Genomic DNA, 20590 nt, shown 5'->3' with positions numbered 1-20590 from the left:
TTGCGTTGATTCTTGCGGTACCAACGATCCACATGCGGCACGAAGTTCCCCGAATGTCCCATTCGCCACGACGCGCGCCCGAAGACGGGGCGCGTCAACCTTACGGGGGACCCGTGGGTAGGCCGTGGCGCGTGGCGATGCTCGCGCCCACGGCGGCCACCGCCCGGCGCAGACTCGGCGGCGACACCGCCTCCATGTCGACTCCCAGCATGACCAGTTGACCGGTCGCGACCTCCTCGGACTCGGCCCACAGGCGCAGCTCGCGCCACCCTTGCGGATCGGGCGGCCCGGCCGTGGCGAACGCGTCCGCGGCGACGGCCGGGCCGAACACCCGGGGCAGCTGCGCGAAGCCGAACGGCGATACCCGGATCATGCAGGCGAACCGCATCAGCGAGCGGGCGAAGTCGTCGTTGTGGTGCGTCCACCACGTGCTCAGATCGAAGTCGTCGGGCCGCTCGAAGCGTTCCGGCCGGATGCTCGCGGCCACCACGCGCGAGATCCGATAGCTGCGGATGTCGACGCGATGGCGGGCGACCAGGTACCAGACACCGGCCTTGAGCACGAGGCCGAGCGGGTCGAGCCGGCGGGCCACCTCGCGGTCGCGGCGGGCGTAGCGCACGTCGATCCGCCGGCCGGTCCACACCGCGCCGGCAACCGCGGCCAGGTGCGGGACGTCCTCGTCCCGGGCGAACCACCCCGGGGCGTCCAGGTGGAACCGCTGCCGCACCCGGCCCGCCCGGGTGCGCAGGTCGGCGGGCAGTGTGGCCATCACCTTGGTCTGTGCCGCCACCAGGACCGTGTCCAGGCCCAGCGCGTCGGCGGCGTGCGGCGCGCCGGACAGGAACAGCGCGGCGGCCTCGTCGCCGGTGAGCCCGTCCAGCCGGGTCCGCCACCCCTCGACCAGCCGGATCCCGCCGTGCGGACCGGTCTCGGTCCACAGCGGCACGCCGGACGACTGGAGCGCGGCGACGTCGCGGTAGACGGTGCGTACCGACACCTCCAGCTCGGCGGCCAGCTCGGCGGCGGTCGCCCCGCCGGGTCGGTTCTGCAGGTGCAGCAGCAGTGCCACCAGTCGACCGGATCGCATGACACGAAAACTAACCCGGAATCCCTGCCAACGGTTGTCAGGGATGGGGCGCCACGATGGGTGTCATGACGAGTTGGGCGGAGTTCGAGAAGGCCGAACCGGAGTTCGCGGCGACGGTGCGCGAGCGGTTCGGGATGTACAAACACCACGTGCTGGGCACGCTGCGCCGGGACGGCTCGCCCCGGCTGACCGGTCTGGAGGCCGACTTCCGGTTCGAGCAGATGTGGCTCGGCATGATGCCGGGCTCGCTCAAGGCGCGCGACCTGCTGCGCGATTCGAGGTTCGCGCTGTTCGCCAACCCGGGGGAGGGGGCCGAGATGACGCACGGCGACGTCCGGGTGAGCGGGCGCGCGATCGAGGAGACCGACGAGGCGCTGAAGAAGCGCTACGTCGCGGAGACCAACGCGCCCACCCCGTTCCACCTGTTCCGGGTCGAACTCGGCGAGGTGAGCGCGGTCGGGCTCGACGGGCAGGAGATCGTGGTTCGGACCTGGCGCCCGGGCGCGCCGGTGCGTGGGGTGCGGCGGGGCAACGACCAGGAGTCGGCGCGCGCGGAGGGGTGAGTGGTGGGCCCCGGCCGCGCGCGCCGGCCGGGGCTATTGCATCGGCTCGTCCTCCGGGGTCTCGGCGTCGCCCTCCGGGGCGGGGACGGCGAAGCCCTCGCCGCGGCGCAGGGTCAGCTCCCGGGTGATCCCGATCCCGTCCAGGAACGGGCGGTCGTGGCTGACCACGACCAGTGCGCCGCGATAGGCGCCCAGGGCCTGTTCGAGTTGGCGCACCGACGCCAGGTCCAGGTTGTTCGTCGGCTCGTCGAGGATCAGCAGGTGCGGCGGCGGGTCGGCGGACAGCAGGGCGGCCAGGACGGCGCGAAACCGTTCGCCGCCGGACAGTGTGCCCACCCGCTGCTCCGGGCGGTTGCCCCGGAAGAGGAAGCGGGCCAGCCGGCCGCGCAGTTCCGCGTCGGTGGCCTCGGGCGCGAAGCGGCGCACGTTGGCCAGGACGGTGGCGTCCTCGTCGAGGATGTCCAGCCGCTGGGGCAGGTGGCGCACCCCCTCGACGTTGATCCGGACCGTGCCCGCGGCGGGTTGCTCCGCGCCGGTGAGCAGGCGGAGCAGGGTGGTCTTGCCCGAACCGTTGTCGCCGACCAGGGCGATGCGTTCCGGGCCGCGCACGATCAGGTCCACGCCGTGCGGGCCGTAGAGCGCGTCCGCGGTGTTCAGGCCCTCGGCGGTGAGCACCGTGCGGCCGGCCGGTACCTCGGTCTCGGGCAGTTCGATCCGGATCTCCTTGTCCTCGCGGACCGCGTCCCTGGCCTCGGACAACCGGCTCCTGGCGTCGTCGAGGCGGCCCTCGTGGGTGCCCCTGAGCTTGCCGGCGGAGACCTCCGCGCCGCGTTTGAGGTTGCCGGCCACGATCTTGGGGATGCCGCCCTCCAGTTGGGCCTTGCGGCCGGTGCGCTGTCGGCGGGCCAGCCGGATCTGGGCCTCGGCCAACTCGCGCTTTTGCTTGCGCACGTCGGTCTGGGCGACCCGGACCAGCCGCTCGGCGGTCTCCCGCTCCTGCTCCAGGATGTCCAGGTAGGAGCTGAGGTTGCCGCTGTGGGTACGGGCCCGGTCCGGCAACACCTCGACGATCCGGTCGACCAGATCGAGCAGCACCCGGTCGTGGCTGACCACGACGAGCACCCCCGGGTACCGGCTCACCGCGTCGTACAGCCGCTCGCGCGCGGACGCGTCGAGGTTGTTGGTCGGCTCGTCCAGGAGCAGGATCTCCGGTCGGCGCAGCAGCAGCGCGGCCAGCCCGAGCAGCACCGACTCGCCGCCGGACAGGGTGCCGACGGTGCGGTCGAGGTCGACGTGTGGCAGCCCGAGCCGGTCGAGTTGGGCCCGCGCGCGTTCCTCGACGTCCCAGTCGTCGCCGATGGTGTCGAAGTGCCGGACGTCGGCGTCGCCGGCCTCGATCGCGTGCAGCGCGGCCCGCGTGTCGGCGATGCCGAGCACGTCGTCGACGCGCCGGTCGGCGTCCAGCGGGAGGTGTTGCGGCAGGTAGCCGAGGTCGCCGGCGAGGGCGATCGATCCGGCGGTGGGGCGCAGTTCGCCCGCGATCAGCTTGAGCAGGGTGGATTTGCCCGCGCCGTTGACGCCGACCAGGCCGGTGCGCCCGCCGCCGATGGACAGATCCAGGTCGGTGCACACGGGGGTGCCGTCGGGCCAGGCGAAGGACAGGGCGGAGCAGACGATCGCGGGTGCGGTCGGAATGGACATGCGGATTCTCCCGGGACGCGGTGATGTACGGATCGCGTGGGACACCGCGCGGCGGGATCGGGAAGCACCGGGACGAGACGGTCGACAACGAAAGAGTCGACGGAAAAGTCGTCCGGGACGGCCACACCGAGGTCGAGAACGCGACCGCGAGCACGAAAGGGCTCAAGCGGCGCGATGTCCTGACCTCAGATGCGCAACGGACCATCCAGACGGACGACAATGTGACCCGGCAAGGCTACCTCGGGTGCGTCGCGGACCTCAAACGATTTCGTCGGCATTTCGGTCGCGCCGTTCCCGCAGGTCGAACCGGTAGGCGACGGCGGCGGTGCCGATCAGCAGGGCGAGCGGCGCGGCGAACGCGATCAGTACGTGCACGCGCAGGACGAGTATCGCGCCGGTGAACGCGCCCAGTGCCATCGCGATCGCGGAGAGCAGCCGGCGGCCGGCCCGGGATCCGGTGCCGCCGAGCCGGCCGATGTCGGCGGCCAGGCCGGTCAGTGTCTGGGACAACACGGTGGTGGTCAGGTCCGGGACGGCCAGCCGGCGGGCCACCGCGTTCTGTAGGCCCATGGCCAGGCCGAGCAGCAGGATCAGGGTGTAGCGCTCGCCGGTGCCCAGGCCGTGCACCGCGGCGGCGGCGATCAGGGCCGCGGCGAGCAGGGCGGCCTGTACCGAGGCGCCCACCCACAGCAGGCGCACACGGCGCGCGCCGAAGACCACGCCGAGTCGGCCGCCGCCGGCCGCACCGACCAGGAACGCGCCGAGCGCGGCGAGCGAGGCGGCCACCGACAGGCCGGGGGCGCCGGCCAGGGCGAAGCCGGTGAAGACCACGTTGCCGGTCATGTTCGCGACGAACACCCGACCCAGTTCGAGATAGCTGAGCGCGTCCACCAGGCCGGTGACCACGGTGAGCACGATCAGCAGCGGCGGCAGCGGGGCGTGTGGGTCGCCGTGCGGCGGCAGCAGCGTGTGTTTGGCGTCCCGAAGCGTCTCGCGCATCGATGTCCCCTCCGGGATGGGCCGGTTCTCGGTTCGGGCCCGGCGACCGGACCCCGGGCGGCCCCGCCCCATGCCGAGGCGAACCACCGGCCCGAGGCTATCCATTGCCGGTTCGGGACCCGTGACACCTTCGGCTGCCGTGCGGCCGCTCACACTGCGGCCGAGTGGCCGTACCCGTTCATTCCATGTGGTGGTGCCGGCCGGCCGCTCGGTGGGGCGAGTCGACGAACCGGTCGGCGGTCGATCTAGCCTGCTGTCGATTTCCCTATATTTCCAATCATTTGGGGCATTCGTGCGATCATCCCGCCACATGGCCGTCCTCGTCCTTGTCGTCGCGGTGGTCGCCGCCATCGGCTTCGTCGTCTTCGCCCGCGATCACGGGAGCGATCCCGAACAGAAGGCCGCCGCACCCGCCAAACCTCCCCAGGGATCGGCCGCCCAGGCCCCGGCGACCCTGATCGGCGACGGCTCGACCTCGAACACCGGCGAGCAGCCCAACCGGCCCAGGCCGGAGAAGCTGGCCCCCGGCGCGACCCCGCCGCAGTTCGTGGTCTTCTCCTGGGACGGCGCCGGCGAGGACGACAAGAAGTTGTTCTCCCGCTTCCGCCAGGTGGCCAAGGAGAGCAACGCCAGGATGACGCTGTTCCTGTCCGGGGTGTACGTGCTGCCCGAGGCCAGGAAGGCCAGGTATCAGCCGCCGCACAAGCCGATCGGCGCCTCCGACATCGGCTACCTCGACGACGCCCACCTGCGGATGACGCTGGAGCAACTCGGCGCCGCGTGGCGGGAGGGCCACGAGATCGGCACCCACTTCAACGGACACTTCTGTGGTCCCACCGGCGGCGGTTCGTGGTCGGCCGAGGACTGGCGCGCCGAAACGGAGCAGTCGCGCGCGTTCGTGAAGAACTGGAAGACCAACACCGGCTGGAACGACCTGCCGGCGCTGCCGTTCGACTACGACAAGGAACTCATCGGCGGCCGGGCGCCGTGCCTGGAGGGACAGAAGGCTCTGCTCGCGGCGGCGCCCTCGCTCGGCTTCCGCTACGACGCCAGTTCGCCCGGCGGGCGGCAGGTGTGGCCGGCCAAGGTGAACGGGGTGTGGGACCTGCCGCTCCAGCAGATCCCGCTGCCGGGGCGGGGGTTCGAGGTCCTGTCGATGGACTACAACGTGATGTTCAACCAGTCGCGCACGGTCAAGGGCGACCCGGCGAAGTTCGGCGAGTGGGAGGACCAGGCGTACGCGAGCTACATGGCGGGCTTCGACCGCGCGTACACCGGCAACCGGGCGCCGCTGCTGATCGGCAACCACTTCGAGGGGTGGAACGGCGGCATCTACATGAAGGCCGTCGAACGCGCGATGCGCACGGCCTGCGCCCGCCCCGAGACCAGGTGCGTGAGCTTCCACGACCTGGTGGACTGGCTCGACGCGCAGGATCCGGCGGTGCTGGCGAAGTTGCGCACCTTCGACGTCGGCGCCAAGCCGGACTGGGCGGCGCTCGGGGCGCCCCCGGTGCCCGCGGCCCCGGCCGCGCCGGGTGCGGCCGGCGCGCGAAAGGCCGCGGTGGTGCGCGACCGCTACTGACGACCGACCGACCGCCGGCCGGGCCTGGGTGTCACCCCGCCCGGTCGGCGTCAGCCGTGGGGGTGGCGCCGGTCCTCGCGCAGCAGCTCCGGCAGGGTCACCGCGCCGGAGCCGTAGCGGGCGGCCTGGTCGTCGGGGTTGGAGATCCGGCAGCGCTTCATCGACAGGCACCCGCAGCCGATGCACTGCTCCAGGCCGTCGCGCAGCCGTACCAGGGCCTCGATCTCCTCCTCCAGACGACCGCGCCAGGCTCGGCTGATCTTGGCCCAGTCGGCGGGGGTGGGGGTGCGGCCCTCCGGGAGATTGCTCAGCGCCGACCGGATCTCCTCCAGCGACAGGCCGATGTTCTGCGCCGCGCGAATGAACGCCAGCCGGCGCAGGATGTGCCGCTCGTACCGGCGTTGCCCGCCCGTCGTGCGGCTCGCGGTGATCAGGCCCTCGGCCTCGTAGTAGCGCAGCGCGGATGCCGCGAATCCGCTGCGCGCGGTCATCTGCCCGACCGTCAACAGGTCCGTTCCGGTGAGCACACCGTCTCCCAGGTCTCGTCCGAAGTTTCCGTGCGATGCGCCTCCCGGTCGCTTGACCTGAAGTGCACTTGAACTTGCAGTGTAGAGGGGCAGCCCATCACCGGGTGGGGTGTGGAATTCCCCTGGAGAACACCATGCCTGTCGCACTCGTCACCGGCGCCTCGCGCGGCCTCGGCCTGGCCCTGGCCCGCGCGCTCGCCATCCGCTCCTGGACGCTGATCCTGGACGCCCGCGGGCCCGCCGACCTGGATCGGGCCGCCCGCGAACTGCGCGCTCTGGGCAACGCCGACGTGATTGCCGTCGCCGGCGACGTGACCGATCCCGCGCACCGTCGCGAACTGCGCGACCTGGTCCGCGAGTCCGGTCGACTCGACCTGCTCGTCAACAACGCGAGCGCGCTCGGGCCCAGCCCGCTGCCGCCGCTCGCCGCCCATCCCCCGGCCGACCTGGTCCGGGTGTACGAGGTGAACGTGTTCGCGCCGCTGGCGCTGACCCGACTCGCCCTTCCCTTCCTGCTCGACGGCGACCGCGGCGCGGTGGTGAACATCAGCTCGGACGCCGCCGTCAACGCCTACCCCGGCTGGGGCGGCTACGGCTCGGCCAAGGCTGCCCTCGACCACATCGGCGCGACACTGGCCGCCGAGAACCCGGACCTGGACGTCTACGCGTTCGACCCCGGGGACATGAACACCGACCTGCATCAACAGGCGTTCCCCGGCGAGGACGTCTCGGATCGCCCGAACCCCGAGACCGTGGTGCCGGCCCTGCTGCGGTTGTTCGACGAACGTCCCGCGAGCGGGCGGTACACGGTCGCCGAGTTCGCCCCGGCGGTGATCTCGTGACCACCGCGACCGTGCATGAGGCCACCGAACCCGCCGAGGCACGGGGGCTCGCGCGGGACGGGGTCCGGCTGCTCGTGCACGCGGGGGAGCGGGTCGAGCACACCGTCTTCCGTGACCTCGGACGGCACCTGGGACCCGGCGACCTGCTCGTGGTGAACACCTCCGCGACGCTGCCCGCCGCGGTGGACGGCTACCGCGCCGACGGCTCGCCGGTCACCGTGCACTTCGCCACCCGCCTCGACGAGGAGACCTGGATCGTCGAACTGCGGCACACCGACGGCACGCCCGGGCCGGTGGCGGGGGTGCGCCGCTTCGAGGCGGTGCGTTTCCCCGGCACCCGGTGCGGCATGGCGCTGCTCCTGGACCCGTATCCGCACGAGCACACCCCCCAGCGGTTGTGGAAGGCCCGGATCACCGTGCCGCACGCGCGGGTGGAGACCTTCCTGGCCGACCGCGGCCGGCCGATCAGCTACGCCCACGTGCGCGAGCGCTGGCCGCTGACGGCGTATCAGACGATCTTCGCCCGGGACGAGGGCAGCGCCGAGATGCCCAGCGCCGGGCGGCCGTTCACCCACGAGCTGGTGGTCGACCTGATCACCCGCGGGGTCACCGTCGCGCCGATCGTGCTGCACACCGGGGTGTCCTCCCAGGAGGTCGGCGAGCCGCCGCTGCGCGAGTGGTTCGCCGTGCCGGAGAGCACCGCGCACCTGGTGCGCCGGGCCCGCCGAGTGATCGCGGTGGGCACCACGGTGACCCGGGCCCTGGAGTCGGCGGTGGGCCCCGACGGCGAGATCGCCGCCGCGAGCGGCTGGACCGACCTGATGCTCGGCCCGGACCGGCCGGCCCGGGTGGTCGACGGCGTGATCAGCGGCCTGCACGCGCCCGAGGCCACCCACCTGCTGCTCCTGGAAGCGGTGGTGGGCCGGGCGGCGGTGCGCAGGGCCTACGACGCGGCGCTGGCCGAGGACTACCTGTGGCACGAGTTCGGGGACAGTTCGCTGCTGCTGCCCTGAGCCGCGGCGGCCCGGAGCCGCCTCCGGGCCGCCGGCTCACCGCACCAACTCGGACACGGGCCCGGGCGAGGAGCCCGCGCTCCCCGGTGGGGCCGGGCGCCGGGAGCGTACCCACCACAGCACGATCACGCTCGCCGCCGCCGCGACCGCACACCACGTCGACGCGAACGCGTGGAACCACAGACGCATGGTGACCGCCGCGCCGACGGCGCAGACCAGGCCCAGGAACCGCAACAGTCGGTCCCGGGCCAACAACAACGAGCCCAGGGTGGCGACCAGATAGCCGGCGATCACCCACGGGGCGGCGGGAATGCCCACCGAATAGCGCACGGTGTTCCCGCAGATCTCGGCGTCGACCGGACGCGAGACGAGCGCGTGCCCGAGGGCGCCCGCGACCATCAGGCCGAGCACGATGAAGAACGTGGCCCGGACCCGCTCCCGACCCCTGGCGAGCGGCCACTGGGCGGCCAGCACCGCGAGCGGGACGAAGGCGGGCAACAGCGGGAAGGCGATCACCGCCCAGGCCTCGCGCGCGATCTCGGCGGTACCGGCCGACACGTCACCCGTCTCGCCCTGCCACACCAACGCCTCGACGAGTTGATGGGCGCCCAGGATGACCGGCAACAACGCCATCGGCAGATCGTTGATCCGTCGCACGGAGGCGACGCTGGCTATGCCGACCGCCGTGATGGCACTGCCCATCACGAGGTCCGCACCGGCGCTCCAACACACGGCTGCCTCGATTCACCGGGAGGGGTGGGGTGGTCCCGTGGCAGGCGTACCCACATGGTTGGTGTGTTCAACAGTTCATACGCTCATTCGGCCCCGGGAATCGACGTGGGATGGGTCACGCCCGGGTGTAGGGCACACGTACCGCCGACTGCCCGGCACGGTTGGCGCGGACATGGTCAACGCCGGCGCGACGGGACCGGGTGTGGCCGGACCCGGTGTCGGGTCCGGCCACACCGTGCGTCAGTTGCCGGCCGTCCACTGCTCCCAGGTCAGGTTCCACGCGCCGTAGCCGTTGTCGGCCGCCACCGGCTTCTCCTCGTTGCCCTTGACCTGCACGATGTCCCCGCGGATCGAACGCTCGTACATCCACTTGGCGTTCTCCAGCGTCATCGAGACGCAGCCGTGGCTGGTGTTGGCGTTGCCGAACGGGTTGACCGTGGTCCACGTGTTGGCGTGCAGGAACGTGCCCGACTCGGTGATCCGCATCGCGTACGGCACGGCCTTTTGGTCGTACTCGTTGCCCAGGCCGACGGTCTGCGAGTTCATGTCGAGCGTGGGGTAGCGCTCCTCCATCACCATGATCCCGTTCCACGTCGTGTACTTGGGGTCCTCGCCCGCGGTGATCGGGATCGTCTTGACCACCTGGTCGTTCTCGGAGACGGTCATCGTGTGCGCGTTGGCGTCCACCACGGCGATGCGCTTGGTGTCCGCGATCTTGAAGCCGAAGCTCTTGAACTGCTTGGACATCACCCCGCCGCCGAGGTCCACGCCGCGCAGGTTCAGGTCCACCTTCACCTGGGTGCCGGTCGGCCAGTACTCCTTCGGCCGCCAGTCCACCCGCGAGTTGCCGAACCAGTGCCAGGCGCCCTCGACGGCGGGCGTGGCGGTGACCTTGATCGCCTCCTGGACCGCCTTGCGGTTCTTCACCGGCTGGTCGAAGGTGATCGACACCGGCTGGCCCACGCCGACCGTGGCGTCCGCGTCCGGCATGAAGGTGGCGGTGGCCGCCTGCGTCGGATTGAGCACGGTGAACGCCGCGTTGGCGGTGGTCGGCTTGTTCTCCGCGTTGACGGCGGTGGCGGTGACCGTGTACTTGCCGCCGTACATGAACGGCACCTTCGGCTTCCAGGAGTCGCCGTTCAGCGCGCCGTCGACCGCCTCGCCGCTCGCGTTGGTCACCTTGACCTCGGACACCTTGCCGCCGCCGACCGCGATCTTCACCGGGGTGCCCGGGTCGACGCCGGTGGCCTTGTCCACGGGGGTCAGGGTGACCACGGCGGGCTCGGCCGGGCCGGCGCGGTTCTCGCCGGCCGCCTTCGCCGGGTCCGCCGACTTCTTCGCGTCGTCCTTGCTACAGGCTCCGGTCAACAACAGGGTCGCCGCGACGAACGCCGCGACCCCGACACGCTGGGTGATACCGGTCATGAAAAGGGCCCCCCGGGCTAAGCCGTCCGATCAGGTGGATTCACCTGAGGGACGCCGCCGGCCGCGTGGCCGTTGCACGAGGGGCCCTGTGATCGAGGTCTCAATCGTCGTCGGGTGCGTCGCGCCCGGGGGTCACTCCTTGGTCGCGCTGCCGGCCAACCACTGGGACCAGCTCAGGTTCCACGCGCCGTAGCCGTTGTCGGCCGCGACCGCGCGCTCCTTGGAGTTGACCACCTTGACCACGTCGCCGCGATCGGCGTGGTCGTAGAACCACTTGGCGTCCTCGGGCGTCATGCTCACGCAGCCGTGGCTGGTGTTGGCCCGGCCGAACGGCGGATTGGCCTTGTCGTACCAGTAGTTGCCGTGTACGAACGTGCCCGAGGTGGTGATTCGGACCGCCCACGGGACGTCCGCGATGTCGTACTCCTTGCCCAGACCCACGGTCGCCGAGTTCATCCGGGTCTTCTCGTACTTCTCCATCACCACCATCACGCCGCCCCAGGTGTCGTACTTGGGGGACTCGCCGGTGGTGACCTTGGTGGTCTTGACCACCTTGCCGTTCTCGGTGGTGGTCATCGTCTTGCTCGCCACATCGACGGTGGAGATCCGCGCGACGTTGCTGATCGCGAAGTTGAAGCTCTTGTACTGCTTGGAGCCCGCGCCGCCGCCGAGGTCGGCGCCGCGCAGGTTGAGGTCGACCTTGACCTTGGTGCCGGCCTTCCAATAGTCCTTGGGCCGCCACTCCACCCGGGTGTTGCCGAACCAGTGCCACGCGCCGGACACCGCGGGCGTCGCGGTGACCTTCATCGCCTTCTCCGCCTCGGCCTTGTTGGTGATCGGCCGGTCGAAGCGCACCGAGACGGGCTGACCGACGCCGACGGTCCCGCCGTCGGGGAAGATCGAGGCGGTCACCTCCTTGCCCAGCGTCTGGGTGGTGAACCTGGTGGAGATCGTGGTCGGCTGGTTGTCCGTGTTGGTGGCGGTGGTGCTCACCGTGTACTGGCCGCCGGGGGTGAACGGGACCTTCGGCTTCCAGGACTTGCCGTCGGGCGACAGGGTGCCGTCGACCTGTTCGCCCCGGGCGTTGGTCACCTTGACCGCGGAGACCTTGCCGCCCTCGATCGCGAAGGTCAGCGGATCGGCGAGGTCGACGCCGGTGGCGCCGTCCTCGGGCGTCATGGTCACCTGCGGCGCGGCCCCTTTGGCCGGCTCGGGGGGTTTGCCGGACTCGGTACCCGGGGCGCCGCCGGACGCGCCGGGCGCGATCTTGGATTCGCTGCCCGCGTTGCTCGTCTTGTCGCCCTTGTCGTCGCCGCCCAGCAGCCCGCAGGCCCCCGTGAACAGGATCGCGCCGGCGATCAGAACGGCCGGAACGGTGCGCCGTCGCATCGCTTTACCTGCCACGTTTCGGGATTCCCTTCACAACGGGTCGAAAAGACGGAGGCCGCGCGATGCGAGTCTCCGCATCATTGACTTCCGGAGGGGGTCTCAGGTTGCTCTCCGAGGGATGTGATGTACGTCTCGTTTTGGCGAGCGGATAGTGAGTGAGTCCTCGATTCGACGGTCCGCGTGGCCCGGCGGTGGTCGTCGCCGACGACGGTGGTGCGTCGGTTGTGCGGTGGATTGCGGGTCGACGAGTCGGCGGATCGACCGACGTCGGAGTGCTCGCGGCGACCGTGCGTGCGGCGTGGCCGGCACGGAGCCCGCGTTCGTTGTACTTGCGTGGGCGTGGTCGGGGGCGGTATAGGCGTCGCGCCGCGATCCGCTCCCTTGTTTCTCCCCTATATACGGGTGGCGCTCGCGGCCGGCCGCGAGCGCTCGTGGGTCTTCCGCGGGCTGGTCGCACGGCACCTTTTCGGGCGCTTGGTACGTGAGACTGATCACCGCCGCCGGGGCTTCGCGCGGTGTCGCGGCCCGTCGGGCGCGGGTGGGTGGGGGTCGGCGAGCGCGGGTGCCAAAACCGCTCGGACGTGGCCGGATTCGTTCTCGGCGAGGGTTTGCGCCGGCTCGACCGGCCGCTGGAGAGATGGGTAACTCACGGACAAATCAGCCCAGTTGACGACACGTCAGGCTACGCATGCGTCCGGAAGGTCGGTGTTGGGCACGTCCGGATCCGGCCCGGTAGGCTCACGCCCGACCAGCCCCCGGCAACGAGGATCCGCTTGATGTCAGCAGTAGACATGCCCCCTCGCGCCCGGTCCGAACGACCCCCGATGGGGCGGCCACTGCTCGCCTTCGCGGTCGTGTCGATCTGTACCGCAGGCGCGGTCGTGTGGGCGGTGTCGGCCGTCGGCTCGAAGCATCGCACCACCGTCGCGGTGGGCGGCGTGGCGGTCGCCTTGGCGTTGGCCATCGCGGTCGCGGCCACCGTCTACGCGATCGGCACCGCGGACCTGTTGCGCGCCCGAGTCGCCACGTTGGAGGGTGACGCGGCCCGCTGGAACGACGCCAACCGGGACCGGATGTCCGCGTTCCAGGCCGAGGCGACCCGGGTCGCCGACCAGACGTTGCCCGCGTTGGTGGCGCTGCTGCGCGACGGCGCGTCGGTGGAGACCGCCCTGGCCGGTGTACCCACGCCGCAACATGAGGCGCTGGCACGGATGTTGACCACCGTCGCGCGCGAGGTGGGCCAGGGTGAACGTATGCGTGCCGCCGCGATGTCGGCGTGCGCGAACGCCGCCGGTCGGGTACAGGCGTTGTCCACCAGCATGCTCGCCGACCTGCGCGAGATGGAGGGCCGGCACGGCGAGGAGGTCTTCGGCGACCTGCTCCGGCTCGACCACAGCACCGCCCAGGCGGGCCGGCTCGCGGACAGCATCGCGGTGCTCACCGGCGCGCGTTCGGGGCGGCGTTGGACCAAGCCGATCGTGATGGAGAGCATCCTGCGCGGCGCGGTCGGCCGGATCAGCGCCTACCAGCGGGTGCGGGTGCACTCCACCAGCGAGGCGGCGGTGGCCGGCTACGCGGCCGAGGGCGTGATGCACGCGCTGGCCGAACTGATGGACAACGCGACCAAGTTCTCGCCGCCGTCCGAGCAGGTGCACGTCTACGTCGAGGACGTGCCGGCGGGCGTCGTGGTCACGGTGGAGGACGGTGGCCTGGTGATGGGCGAGTTCGCCCTGCGGCGGGCCGAACAGGCGGTCTCGGCCGACGCGTTGGACCTGACCACGCTGTCCGGGACGCGGCTGGGACTGGCCGTGGTGGGTTGTCTGGCCCGCAAGCACGGGCTGACCGTGTCCTTCCGGCCGTCCTCGCGCGGTGGTACGGGCGTCGTGGTGATGATTCCGCGGCAGCTGGTCGGCGAGATCCGGCCCGAGCCGCGCAAGCGGGCCGCGCCCGAGGTGCGTTCGGGGCGGGCGCACCCCGTGGAGGCGGCGCCGGCGGCCCGGGCCATGGCGGAGGCGCCTGCAGCGCCCGCAGCGCCTGCGGCACCCGTGACTCCTGCGGCGCCGTCCGCCGAGCCGGCGCCCGCACCCACGCTCTCCGGGTTGGCCAAGCGCCGTCCCGGACAGACCCTGGCCGCCGCGGCCAGGGCGGCCGAGCGGGCCGAGTCGCGCTCGGACGCCGGCTCCCGCGAGAGCAAACCGCGCCCCGCGCCCGGGGCCCGCTTCGGCGCGTTCCGCCAGGCGGTACAGGGCGAACGACCGGGTCGGGACGTGACGGCGTCCCCCGACGACAAGTCCTGATCGCCCCTTCGCCGGGTGGTACGCAACGAGAGAACGGAGGCGGGGGCGGGCATCCGAGCGATGTCCACCCCGGAAGCCCTATGAGCGCAACAGCACACGGCACCGAAGCGCAGCGGACCGACCCGCAACGGCGGTCCGAGCGTGATCTCGACTGGCTCCTGGAGAACCTGATCGAGCGCACTCCGGGCACGCGGCACTCGCTGGTGTTGTCCAAGGACGGCCTGAAGTTGTGCCGTACCGGCGGGCTGACGATCGACCAGGCCGACCAGCTCGCCGCCATCGCGTCCGGCATCCAGAGCCTGTCGCACGGCGCGTCGATCGAGTTCGGCGACGGCAGCGGCGGTGTGCGCCAGTCGATGACCGAGTTCCACGGCGGCATCCTGTTCATCGTCGAGGCGGGCGAGGGCGCCCACCTCGCGGTGATCGCGGACGACGACGCGGACGCCGGGGTGGTGGGACACAACATGAACGAATTGGTCGAGCAGATTGGCGAGTATCTGAGCACACCGGCTCGGAACTTCGACGAAGGCGGCCGATCGGCATGATCCGGCGGCCAGTCGACAGCGGCGATCCGGATCGGCTGTACACGGTCACCAACGGTCGAACGCGCGCCGACGAGGACGCGTTCGACCTGGTCACCCTGATCGTCAGCGAGTGCGAACCCACGCCGGGCATGCAGTCCGAGCACGTGCGGATCCTGCGGATGTGCGATCGACCGACCGCCGTGGTGGAGATCGCCGCCGAACTGGGCCTGCCCGTGGGCGTGGTGAAGATCCTGCTCTGCGACCTGCTCGACACGGGGCGAATCACCGCGCGGCACCCGCGCCTGTCCCCGCGCCGGGCGCAACTACCCGATACCGAGATCCTGAAGCAGGTGCTCGTTGGACTCCACAACCTCTGAGCTCGCCACGTCCGAGCCGGCCGTGCGTACCCCCCTGGCGAGCACCGCGAGCGACGGGCTCAAGATCGCCATCGTGGGCGGGTTCGGCGTCGGCAAGACGACGATGGTGCGCTCGGTGAGCGAGATACGTCCGCTCAACACCGAGGAGACGATGACCCGGGCGGGTGTGGGCATCGACGACGCGCGCGGCGCGGATGGCAAGACCACCACCACGGTCGCCTTCGACTTCGGTCGGATCTCGCTCAACGACGAGATGGTGCTGTACCTGTTCGGCGCTCCCGGGCAGGAGCGCTTCTGGTTCCTGTGGGACCGGTTGTTCTCGGGCACGCTCGGAGCGGTCGTGCTGGTCGACCCCAGGCGGCTCGAGGACTCGTGGTACGCGATCGACCGGCTGGAGCACCACGGCATGCCGTTCGTCCTGGCCCGCAACAACTTCGGGCCACCCGAGCACACGCTGGAGGAGGTGCGCGACGCGCTGTCCCTGCCCGCCGAGATCCCGATGGTCGACTGCGACGCGCGCAGCCGGGAGTCCAGCAAGGCCGTGCTGATCGCGCTGGTGAACCACCTCTACACGTTGTCCTTCGCCCGGGAGCACGCCCTGTGACCACGCCTTCGGACCTCAACGACCCGAACGCCCCCGCGCCGCCGCAGGGTTGCCCCGCGCACGCGGGCGGCGGGCCGGCCCTCGACCCCTCGCACGAGGGCGCCGCGCGGTTGTCCGGCCCGGGGTTGTGGCAGGACCCGCACGGGATGTATCGCAAACTGCGCCAGGAACACGGCTCGGTGGCGCCGATCCTGCTCGACGGCGACATCCCCGCGTGGTTCGTGCTCGGCTACCGCGAGGTGCACCATGTCACGGCGAACGACCAGATGTTCGCCCGCGACTCGCGGCGCTGGCACGCGTGGGACCGGATCGCGCCGGACTGGCCGCTGATGCCGTTCGTCGGCTACCAGCCGTCGGTGATGTTCACCGAGGGGCCCGAACACCGGCGCCGGGCCGGGGCGATCAGCGACGCGCTCTCGGCGGTGGACCAGTTCGAACTGCGCGCCCAGGCCGAGCGGATCGCGGATCGGCTGGTCGACGAGTTCGCCGGGGTGGGCGAGGCCGAGTTGATGGCGGACTACGCGCACCGGCTGCCCTCGCTGGTGGTGGCGCGGCTGTTCGGGTTGCCCGAGGAGGAGACCCCGGATCTGGTCCGGGACCTGGCCGGTTCGTTGGACGGCGGCGAGGGCGCGGTGGACGCGCACCTGCGGGTACGGGCCACGATGGCCCGGTTGTTGGAGCGCAAGCGCGAACGCCCCGGCGCCGACGTGCCGTCGCGGCTGCTGGTGCACCCGGCCGAGTTGGCCGAGGAGGAACTGATCCAGGACATGCTCGTGGTGATGGCCGCCGCCCAGCAGCCCACCGCGAACTGGATCGGCAACACGCTGCGGCTGATGCTGACCGACGACCGTTTCGCGCTGACCCTGTCCGGCGGCCGGCGCAGCGTCGGGCAGGCGCTGAACGAGGTGTTGTGGGAGGACACCCCGACGCAGAACTTCATCGGCCGCTGGGCGGTGCGCTCGACGGTGCTCGGCGGGCAGAAGATCAAGGCGGGCGATCTGCTGGTGCTCGGGCTGTCCGCGGCCAACACCGACCCGCAGGTGCGGCCCGACTCGCACGCCGGCGCGGCGGGGAACAGCGCGCACATGTCGTTCAGCCACGGCGAGCACCGCTGCCCGTACCCGGCGCCGGAGTTGGCCGAGGTGATCGCGCGGGCGGCGATCGAGGTGTTGCTCGACCGGTTGCCCGACGTCAACCTGTCGGTGCCCACCCGGGAACTGGTCTGGCGCGACTCGGTATGGATGCGCGGTCTGGAGAACCTTCCGGTCGAGTTCACCCCGGCGTACGTGGGGTGAATCCGGGTCGGCGCGGGGACGGGCGCGTGGCCCGTCCCCGGGCGTCTCTCGGCGCTTCTCGCGGGACGCGGGACGGCGCGGCTCAGGCCGTGGGGGTGAAGGTGACCGGCAGTGCGACCGGGCCGCGGGTGAACACGCCCTTCTCGACGGGTGCGAAGCCCGGCGCGAAGGCCAGGTCGGGCATCGCGTCCAGGAGTTGGTTGGTGCCCACCTCGACCTCGGCCACCGCGAGCAGCGCGCCGACGCAGAAGTGCCGGCCGAGCGCGAAGGAAAGATGGTCGGCCGCCGCGGAGAACGCGGTCTTGGCGGTCAGGTCCTCGCGGAAGATGTCGAACCGGTCGGGGTGCGCGTAGCGTCGGTCGTCCCGGTTCGCGGCGCCGATCAGGCAGGTGAGCGTGCTGCCTGCGGGCACCACGCCGCCGGCGAGTTCGACGTCCTCGGCGGGTTGGCGCATGATCATGTGCACCGGCGGCGAGTAGCGCAGCGTCTCGGCGAACGCGCGCGGGATCAGCGAGCGGTCGGCGCGCACCGCGGCGAGTTGGTCGGGGTGTTCGAGCAGGTTCTTGAACAGGCTCGCGATCGCCTTGTCCGTCGTCTCGCCACCGGCGGCGAGCAGCAGGCTGCAGAAGGCCTTGATGTCCTCGTCGCTCATCCGGGTGCCGTCGATCTCGGCCAGGCACAGCGTGGACAGCAGGTCCTCGCCCGGGTTCGCCCGCCGCTCGGCGATCAGCGGCAACATGTACGCGGCGAACTCGTCCCGGGTGCGCAGCCCGGCGGCGGCCACACCGGGGTCCTGGCTCAGGTTGCCCAGGAACGCGATGACCGCGGTGTACCAGCCCTGGAACCGCTCGTGGTCGGCCTGGTCCAAGCCGAGCATGTCGGCGATCACGTTGACCGGGAAGCGCTGGGCGAACTCCGGTACCAGGTCCACCGATCCGCGCGTGCGGAAGGTGTCCACCAGTTGCCGGGCGTTGCGCTCGATCACCGGCATGAACGTTTCCTGAAGGGTGTTTCCGCGAAACGCCGGTGCCACCAGCGCGCGCCGCACGGCGTGTTCGCGCCCGCTCATCTGCAGGATGGTCCGCCCGTGCACGGGCTCCAGCTGCCAGTCGTAGTTGTCGGTGGTGAACACCGGTTCCTTGAAGGCCCGTTCGAGGTCCGCGTAGCGCGAGATGACCCAACTCTGCATACCTTCGTGCCACAGCAGCGGGTGTTCGTCCCGCATGCTCCGGTAGAGGGGATACGGATCGGCCGCGAACTCGGGCGAAAGTATGTCGGGCACGTCCAGAGCGGTCATCGAATCGAATCCCCTTGTCCCGCAACGCGATCGAAGATCATCAACCAACCGCCCCAGGCTATGGACCCAACCACCTCGGGGTCCACCCCGCCCGCGGGGCCGACTTCACCCTCCCGCGGTCAGTAGCTCCGCGAGTTCGCGGGCGTCGGCCGGCATTCCCGGGGTGGGTGCGCCGTACCGCGCCAGGGGCTGGTCCACCGCGAGGAGGTGGTTCGGGGCGCGTTGCGCGGGCGCACGCTCCAGGACCGTGGTGCCGGTCTCGGCCTCCAGGGCCGGTGCGTAACCCGCACCGCGCAGCGCGGTCAGCGTCCCCTCGGGCGGTGCGGTGGAGATCAGTACGGTCGGGGCGATGCGGCGCAGGCCCAGTTTGGCCAGGGCGCGGGCGCCGGCGACCTCGGCGATCAGTGCCGGGTCGCCGGGCCGATCCGCCGGACCACGGCGTGGCCCTCGGATTCGATGTCGCCGACGGCGGAGAGCAGTTCGGCGAGTTCGGGGGCCGGCGCGCCGGTCACGGTGGCGGTCAGGTCGGATTGGAACCGGGCGGTGGTACTCGGCGCGGGCAACGTGTCGCGCAACGCGGCGACGGCGCGCGCGAGCGCGGGGCGTCGGGTGACGTCGATGCCGAGGCCGTCCAGTTCGGATGCCTCCGGATCGGCGTCGGCGCCGGGGACCACGCGGACACGTGCGGGCGCGCGTTCGGTACCGGGCCGTACTCCTCCGATGCCCGCGACGCCACCGCCGCCAACAGCGCGACGTCACCGGCGCTCACCCGCGACAGCCCCACCATCACGGACTCGTCCGCCACCAGGAACCGCGCCAACTCGCGGAAGCCGGCAACCCGCGTGTATCCGGCCGAGCGGGGCAACGCCCGCTCCTCCAACAGAGCCGTCAACCGCTCGACCGACAACCCGGCAAGCCGCCGCTCCAACGAAGCAACACAATCCACACAACGAGGGTAGGCCACGCGAGGCCGGCCGCCGCCGGGGCTCAACGTCGGTCCGGCCGGGGCCCGCGCGCAAGCAGCCCGGCCGGCGTTTGAGGGCACTCGGCCCGGCCGATATTCGAGGCCTCCCGGCCGGAGGCCGGGCGAGGGAGGCGGCGGGCCTACCCCGGCTGCGATCCGCCGCCTGTGCGTAGGCGGTCGTCGACGTCGCGGACGAAGGGTTCGCGGGACCACGGGGCCAGGGATGCGCGTACCGTGCGGACGCGGTCCACCGCCGTTGCGTATCCCTGTACGCCGACCAGGTCGAGGGCCTCCTCCAGTAGCCGGCACGCGTCCTGCGGCTCGCGGGCGCCGACCGCCGTCGCGGCCAGTTCGGCCAGGGTCATCGCGCGCTGCTTGTGGCTGTGCGCCGGCAGCCCCGCCAGGGTGCGCTCCAGCGTTGCCCGCGCCTCCGCCGAGCGGCCGGCGGCCACCTCCGCGGCGCCCCGGAAACCCTCCAGGCGGGCCGCCGAGAACCAGTCCAGCCAGGCCGGCGGGCCGTCCGCCGTCCACGACCCGGGCGTGTCCGGCGGCGCGAACGTGTCGGCGGCCCGGTCCAGCAGCGGAAAGGCCGCGTCGGGCGTACCCAGCCGCACCTCCGCCTCCGCCGCGATCGCGTCCAACCAGGCCCGCAGCGTCGGACCCGCGTCGCCGCTCGTGGTCCGCTCCCGCGCCGCGGCCAGCGTGTCCCGGGCCTCGGTGCCGCGCCCGGTCCAGGCCGGGGCGAAGGCCATGTGCCCGAGCACGGCCGCGGCCAGCGAGCCGTCCCGGCCCCGGTCCGCCGCCTCCAACGCGAGGTCCTGCCAGCGCCGCACGTGCGGTCCGCGCAGGCTCAGGTCGAAGAAGGCGATCCGGGACGCGAGCAGGGCGGTCTCCGCGATCGCGGAGTAGTGCGCCCCCTCGGGCCCCTCGGCCAACAGCCGGGCGCCGTGGCGGGCGTGTTCGGCCACCACCGGGAGCAGCCGCCCCGGTTCCTCGATCCAGTAGCGGGACCGCAGGCGGGCGGTGGTGGCCACATAGGCGGCGGGGTCGGGGAGGGCGGGTGCCGGCGCCGAGGAGGCGTACGCGGCGGATGTCTTCGCCGTGAGGCCGGCGACGGCGGCGCCGGCCAGAAAGGTACGTCGTTGCACCGCGTCCTCCATACGCGTCGGTTGACGGACATGACTGGAGGACCCGCTCACGTAATACACCGGGTCCGGAAGATCCGTGCTGGATCTCGATCGTGACCCCGTCCCACCTGCGGCGTCATGCCTCTAGCCCGTTAGGGCGGCAAGAGTCCTCAGCGCGTCCTTCAGGAGTCCCACCGCGGGCCTCGTCACACCGTGTGCCGGCCTGGTTGCATCTAAGGGCAGGG

Annotated in this window: 19 protein-coding genes; 9 read left to right on the top strand and 10 right to left on the bottom strand. The window is 71.7% G+C overall.

The genetic code is table 11. The features are described from left to right. Positions 1-100: 100 nt before the first annotated feature. Positions 101-1087, bottom strand: coding sequence for a helix-turn-helix transcriptional regulator (locus ACWGR4_RS13565; RefSeq protein ID WP_452128955.1), 987 nt, complete (start codon positions 1085-1087; stop codon positions 101-103). 65 nt (positions 1088-1152) lie between these two features. Here ACWGR4_RS13565 and ACWGR4_RS13560 point away from each other — a divergent pair, with 65 nt between their 5' ends. Further along, positions 1153-1650 carry a pyridoxamine 5'-phosphate oxidase family protein gene (locus ACWGR4_RS13560; protein ID WP_380002790.1) on the top strand — a complete coding sequence of 166 codons (498 nt, stop codon included), beginning with the start codon at positions 1153-1155 and terminating at the stop codon, positions 1648-1650. Between the two features lie 33 nt (positions 1651-1683). On the opposite strand, the gene ACWGR4_RS13555 is transcribed toward ACWGR4_RS13560, so the two are convergent. Both ACWGR4_RS13555 and ACWGR4_RS13550 read right to left on the bottom strand, forming a co-directional pair. After that, positions 1684-3351, bottom strand: coding sequence for an ABC-F family ATP-binding cassette domain-containing protein (locus ACWGR4_RS13555; protein WP_452128956.1), 1668 nt, complete (start codon positions 3349-3351; stop codon positions 1684-1686). 258 nt (positions 3352-3609) lie between these two features. Continuing rightward, positions 3610-4350, bottom strand: coding sequence for a YoaK family protein (locus ACWGR4_RS13550; RefSeq protein WP_452128957.1), 741 nt, complete (start codon positions 4348-4350; stop codon positions 3610-3612). A gap of 310 nt (positions 4351-4660) precedes the next feature. Between ACWGR4_RS13550 and ACWGR4_RS13545 the strand changes: the two genes are divergently transcribed. After that, positions 4661-5932, top strand: coding sequence for a hypothetical protein (locus ACWGR4_RS13545; RefSeq protein WP_452128958.1), 1272 nt, complete (start codon positions 4661-4663; stop codon positions 5930-5932). Between the two features lie 50 nt (positions 5933-5982). Here the strand turns inward: ACWGR4_RS13545 and soxR are convergent, their stop codons facing one another. Beyond that, a complete protein-coding gene (gene soxR, locus ACWGR4_RS13540; protein ID WP_201260865.1) occupies positions 5983-6459 on the bottom strand; it encodes a redox-sensitive transcriptional activator SoxR in 477 nt (158 codons plus the stop codon). A gap of 134 nt (positions 6460-6593) precedes the next feature. On the opposite strand from soxR, the gene ACWGR4_RS13535 reads away from it, so the two are divergent. Both ACWGR4_RS13535 and ACWGR4_RS13530 read left to right on the top strand, forming a co-directional pair. Beyond that, the gene (locus ACWGR4_RS13535; RefSeq protein ID WP_452128959.1) at positions 6594-7301 is read left to right on the top strand and encodes an SDR family NAD(P)-dependent oxidoreductase; all 708 of its coding nucleotides are present in this window, start codon (positions 6594-6596) and stop codon (positions 7299-7301) included. Beyond that, entirely contained in the window at positions 7298-8314 is a 1017-nt protein-coding gene (locus tag ACWGR4_RS13530) for an S-adenosylmethionine:tRNA ribosyltransferase-isomerase (RefSeq protein ID WP_452128960.1), read from the top strand. Before ACWGR4_RS13535 ends, ACWGR4_RS13530 begins: the two co-directional genes overlap by 4 nt. Before the next feature lie 36 nt (positions 8315-8350). On the opposite strand, the gene ACWGR4_RS13525 is transcribed toward ACWGR4_RS13530, so the two are convergent. The 3 genes from ACWGR4_RS13525 to ACWGR4_RS13515 form a co-directional block, all read right to left on the bottom strand. Next, positions 8351-9016, bottom strand: a complete 666-nt coding sequence (locus tag ACWGR4_RS13525) for a DUF6629 family protein (protein WP_452128961.1) — start codon at positions 9014-9016, stop codon at positions 8351-8353. Positions 9017-9286: 270 nt separating this feature from the next. After that, positions 9287-10471: a L,D-transpeptidase gene (locus tag ACWGR4_RS13520; RefSeq protein ID WP_380002799.1), complete on the bottom strand. Its 1185-nt coding sequence runs from the start codon at positions 10469-10471 to the stop codon at positions 9287-9289. Positions 10472-10603: 132 nt separating this feature from the next. Further along, the gene (locus ACWGR4_RS13515; protein WP_452133078.1) at positions 10604-11860 is read right to left on the bottom strand and encodes a L,D-transpeptidase; all 1257 of its coding nucleotides are present in this window, start codon (positions 11858-11860) and stop codon (positions 10604-10606) included. Between the two features lie 776 nt (positions 11861-12636). Here ACWGR4_RS13515 and ACWGR4_RS13510 point away from each other — a divergent pair. The 5 genes from ACWGR4_RS13510 to ACWGR4_RS13490 all read left to right on the top strand — a co-directional run bounded on the left by ACWGR4_RS13510 (position 12637) and on the right by ACWGR4_RS13490 (position 16957). Then, a complete protein-coding gene (locus ACWGR4_RS13510; RefSeq protein WP_452133077.1) occupies positions 12637-14157 on the top strand; it encodes a sensor histidine kinase in 1521 nt (506 codons plus the stop codon). Positions 14158-14237: 80 nt separating this feature from the next. Then, positions 14238-14702, top strand: a complete 465-nt coding sequence (locus ACWGR4_RS13505) for a roadblock/LC7 domain-containing protein (protein WP_126643224.1) — start codon at positions 14238-14240, stop codon at positions 14700-14702. After that, the gene (locus ACWGR4_RS13500; RefSeq protein WP_078977125.1) at positions 14699-15058 is read left to right on the top strand and encodes a DUF742 domain-containing protein; all 360 of its coding nucleotides are present in this window, start codon (positions 14699-14701) and stop codon (positions 15056-15058) included. The genes ACWGR4_RS13505 and ACWGR4_RS13500 overlap by 4 nt, the downstream gene beginning before the upstream one ends. Further along, positions 15039-15662, top strand: a complete 624-nt coding sequence (locus ACWGR4_RS13495; protein WP_126643223.1) for a GTP-binding protein — start codon at positions 15039-15041, stop codon at positions 15660-15662. Before ACWGR4_RS13500 ends, ACWGR4_RS13495 begins: the two co-directional genes overlap by 20 nt. After that, positions 15659-16957 carry a cytochrome P450 gene (locus ACWGR4_RS13490; protein WP_380002802.1) on the top strand — a complete coding sequence of 433 codons (1299 nt, stop codon included), beginning with the start codon at positions 15659-15661 and terminating at the stop codon, positions 16955-16957. The genes ACWGR4_RS13495 and ACWGR4_RS13490 overlap by 4 nt, the downstream gene beginning before the upstream one ends. A gap of 82 nt (positions 16958-17039) precedes the next feature. Here ACWGR4_RS13490 and ACWGR4_RS13485 read toward each other — a convergent pair whose 3' ends face one another. From ACWGR4_RS13485 to ACWGR4_RS13475, 3 genes are all read right to left on the bottom strand, one after another. Then, the gene (locus ACWGR4_RS13485; RefSeq protein ID WP_380002804.1) at positions 17040-18254 is read right to left on the bottom strand and encodes a cytochrome P450; all 1215 of its coding nucleotides are present in this window, start codon (positions 18252-18254) and stop codon (positions 17040-17042) included. A gap of 401 nt (positions 18255-18655) precedes the next feature. Continuing rightward, the gene (locus tag ACWGR4_RS13480) at positions 18656-18928 is read right to left on the bottom strand and encodes a hypothetical protein (RefSeq protein ID WP_452133076.1); all 273 of its coding nucleotides are present in this window, start codon (positions 18926-18928) and stop codon (positions 18656-18658) included. A gap of 430 nt (positions 18929-19358) precedes the next feature. Further along, positions 19359-20366, bottom strand: coding sequence for a transcriptional regulator (locus tag ACWGR4_RS13475; RefSeq protein ID WP_452133075.1), 1008 nt, complete (start codon positions 20364-20366; stop codon positions 19359-19361). Positions 20367-20590 lie beyond the last annotated feature (224 nt).

It is taken from the genome of Embleya sp. NPDC055664 (assembly GCF_053618075.1).
The sequence above is the reverse complement of the archived record's forward strand: the minus strand, read 5'-3'. Positions and strand labels throughout refer to the sequence as shown.

Bases quoted from the DNA above. Each gene is read 5' to 3' on its own strand.
- ACWGR4_RS13565 (WP_452128955.1), bottom strand. From the start codon at position 1,087: ATGCGATCCGGTCGACTGGTGGCACTGCTGCTGCACCTGCAGAACCGA.
- ACWGR4_RS13560 (WP_380002790.1), top strand. From the start codon at position 1,153: ATGACGAGTTGGGCGGAGTTCGAGAAGGCCGAACCGGAGTTCGCGGCG.
- ACWGR4_RS13555 (WP_452128956.1), bottom strand. From the start codon at position 3,351: ATGTCCATTCCGACCGCACCCGCGATCGTCTGCTCCGCCCTGTCCTTC.
- ACWGR4_RS13550 (WP_452128957.1), bottom strand. From the start codon at position 4,350: ATGCGCGAGACGCTTCGGGACGCCAAACACACGCTGCTGCCGCCGCAC.
- ACWGR4_RS13545 (WP_452128958.1), top strand. From the start codon at position 4,661: ATGGCCGTCCTCGTCCTTGTCGTCGCGGTGGTCGCCGCCATCGGCTTC.
- ACWGR4_RS13535 (WP_452128959.1), top strand. From the start codon at position 6,594: ATGCCTGTCGCACTCGTCACCGGCGCCTCGCGCGGCCTCGGCCTGGCC.
- ACWGR4_RS13525 (WP_452128961.1), bottom strand. From the start codon at position 9,016: ATGGGCAGTGCCATCACGGCGGTCGGCATAGCCAGCGTCGCCTCCGTG.
- ACWGR4_RS13520 (WP_380002799.1), bottom strand. From the start codon at position 10,471: ATGACCGGTATCACCCAGCGTGTCGGGGTCGCGGCGTTCGTCGCGGCG.
- ACWGR4_RS13515 (WP_452133078.1), bottom strand. From the start codon at position 11,860: ATGCGACGGCGCACCGTTCCGGCCGTTCTGATCGCCGGCGCGATCCTG.
- ACWGR4_RS13510 (WP_452133077.1), top strand. From the start codon at position 12,637: ATGTCAGCAGTAGACATGCCCCCTCGCGCCCGGTCCGAACGACCCCCG.
- ACWGR4_RS13505 (WP_126643224.1), top strand. From the start codon at position 14,238: ATGAGCGCAACAGCACACGGCACCGAAGCGCAGCGGACCGACCCGCAA.
- ACWGR4_RS13500 (WP_078977125.1), top strand. From the start codon at position 14,699: ATGATCCGGCGGCCAGTCGACAGCGGCGATCCGGATCGGCTGTACACG.
- ACWGR4_RS13485 (WP_380002804.1), bottom strand. From the start codon at position 18,254: ATGACCGCTCTGGACGTGCCCGACATACTTTCGCCCGAGTTCGCGGCC.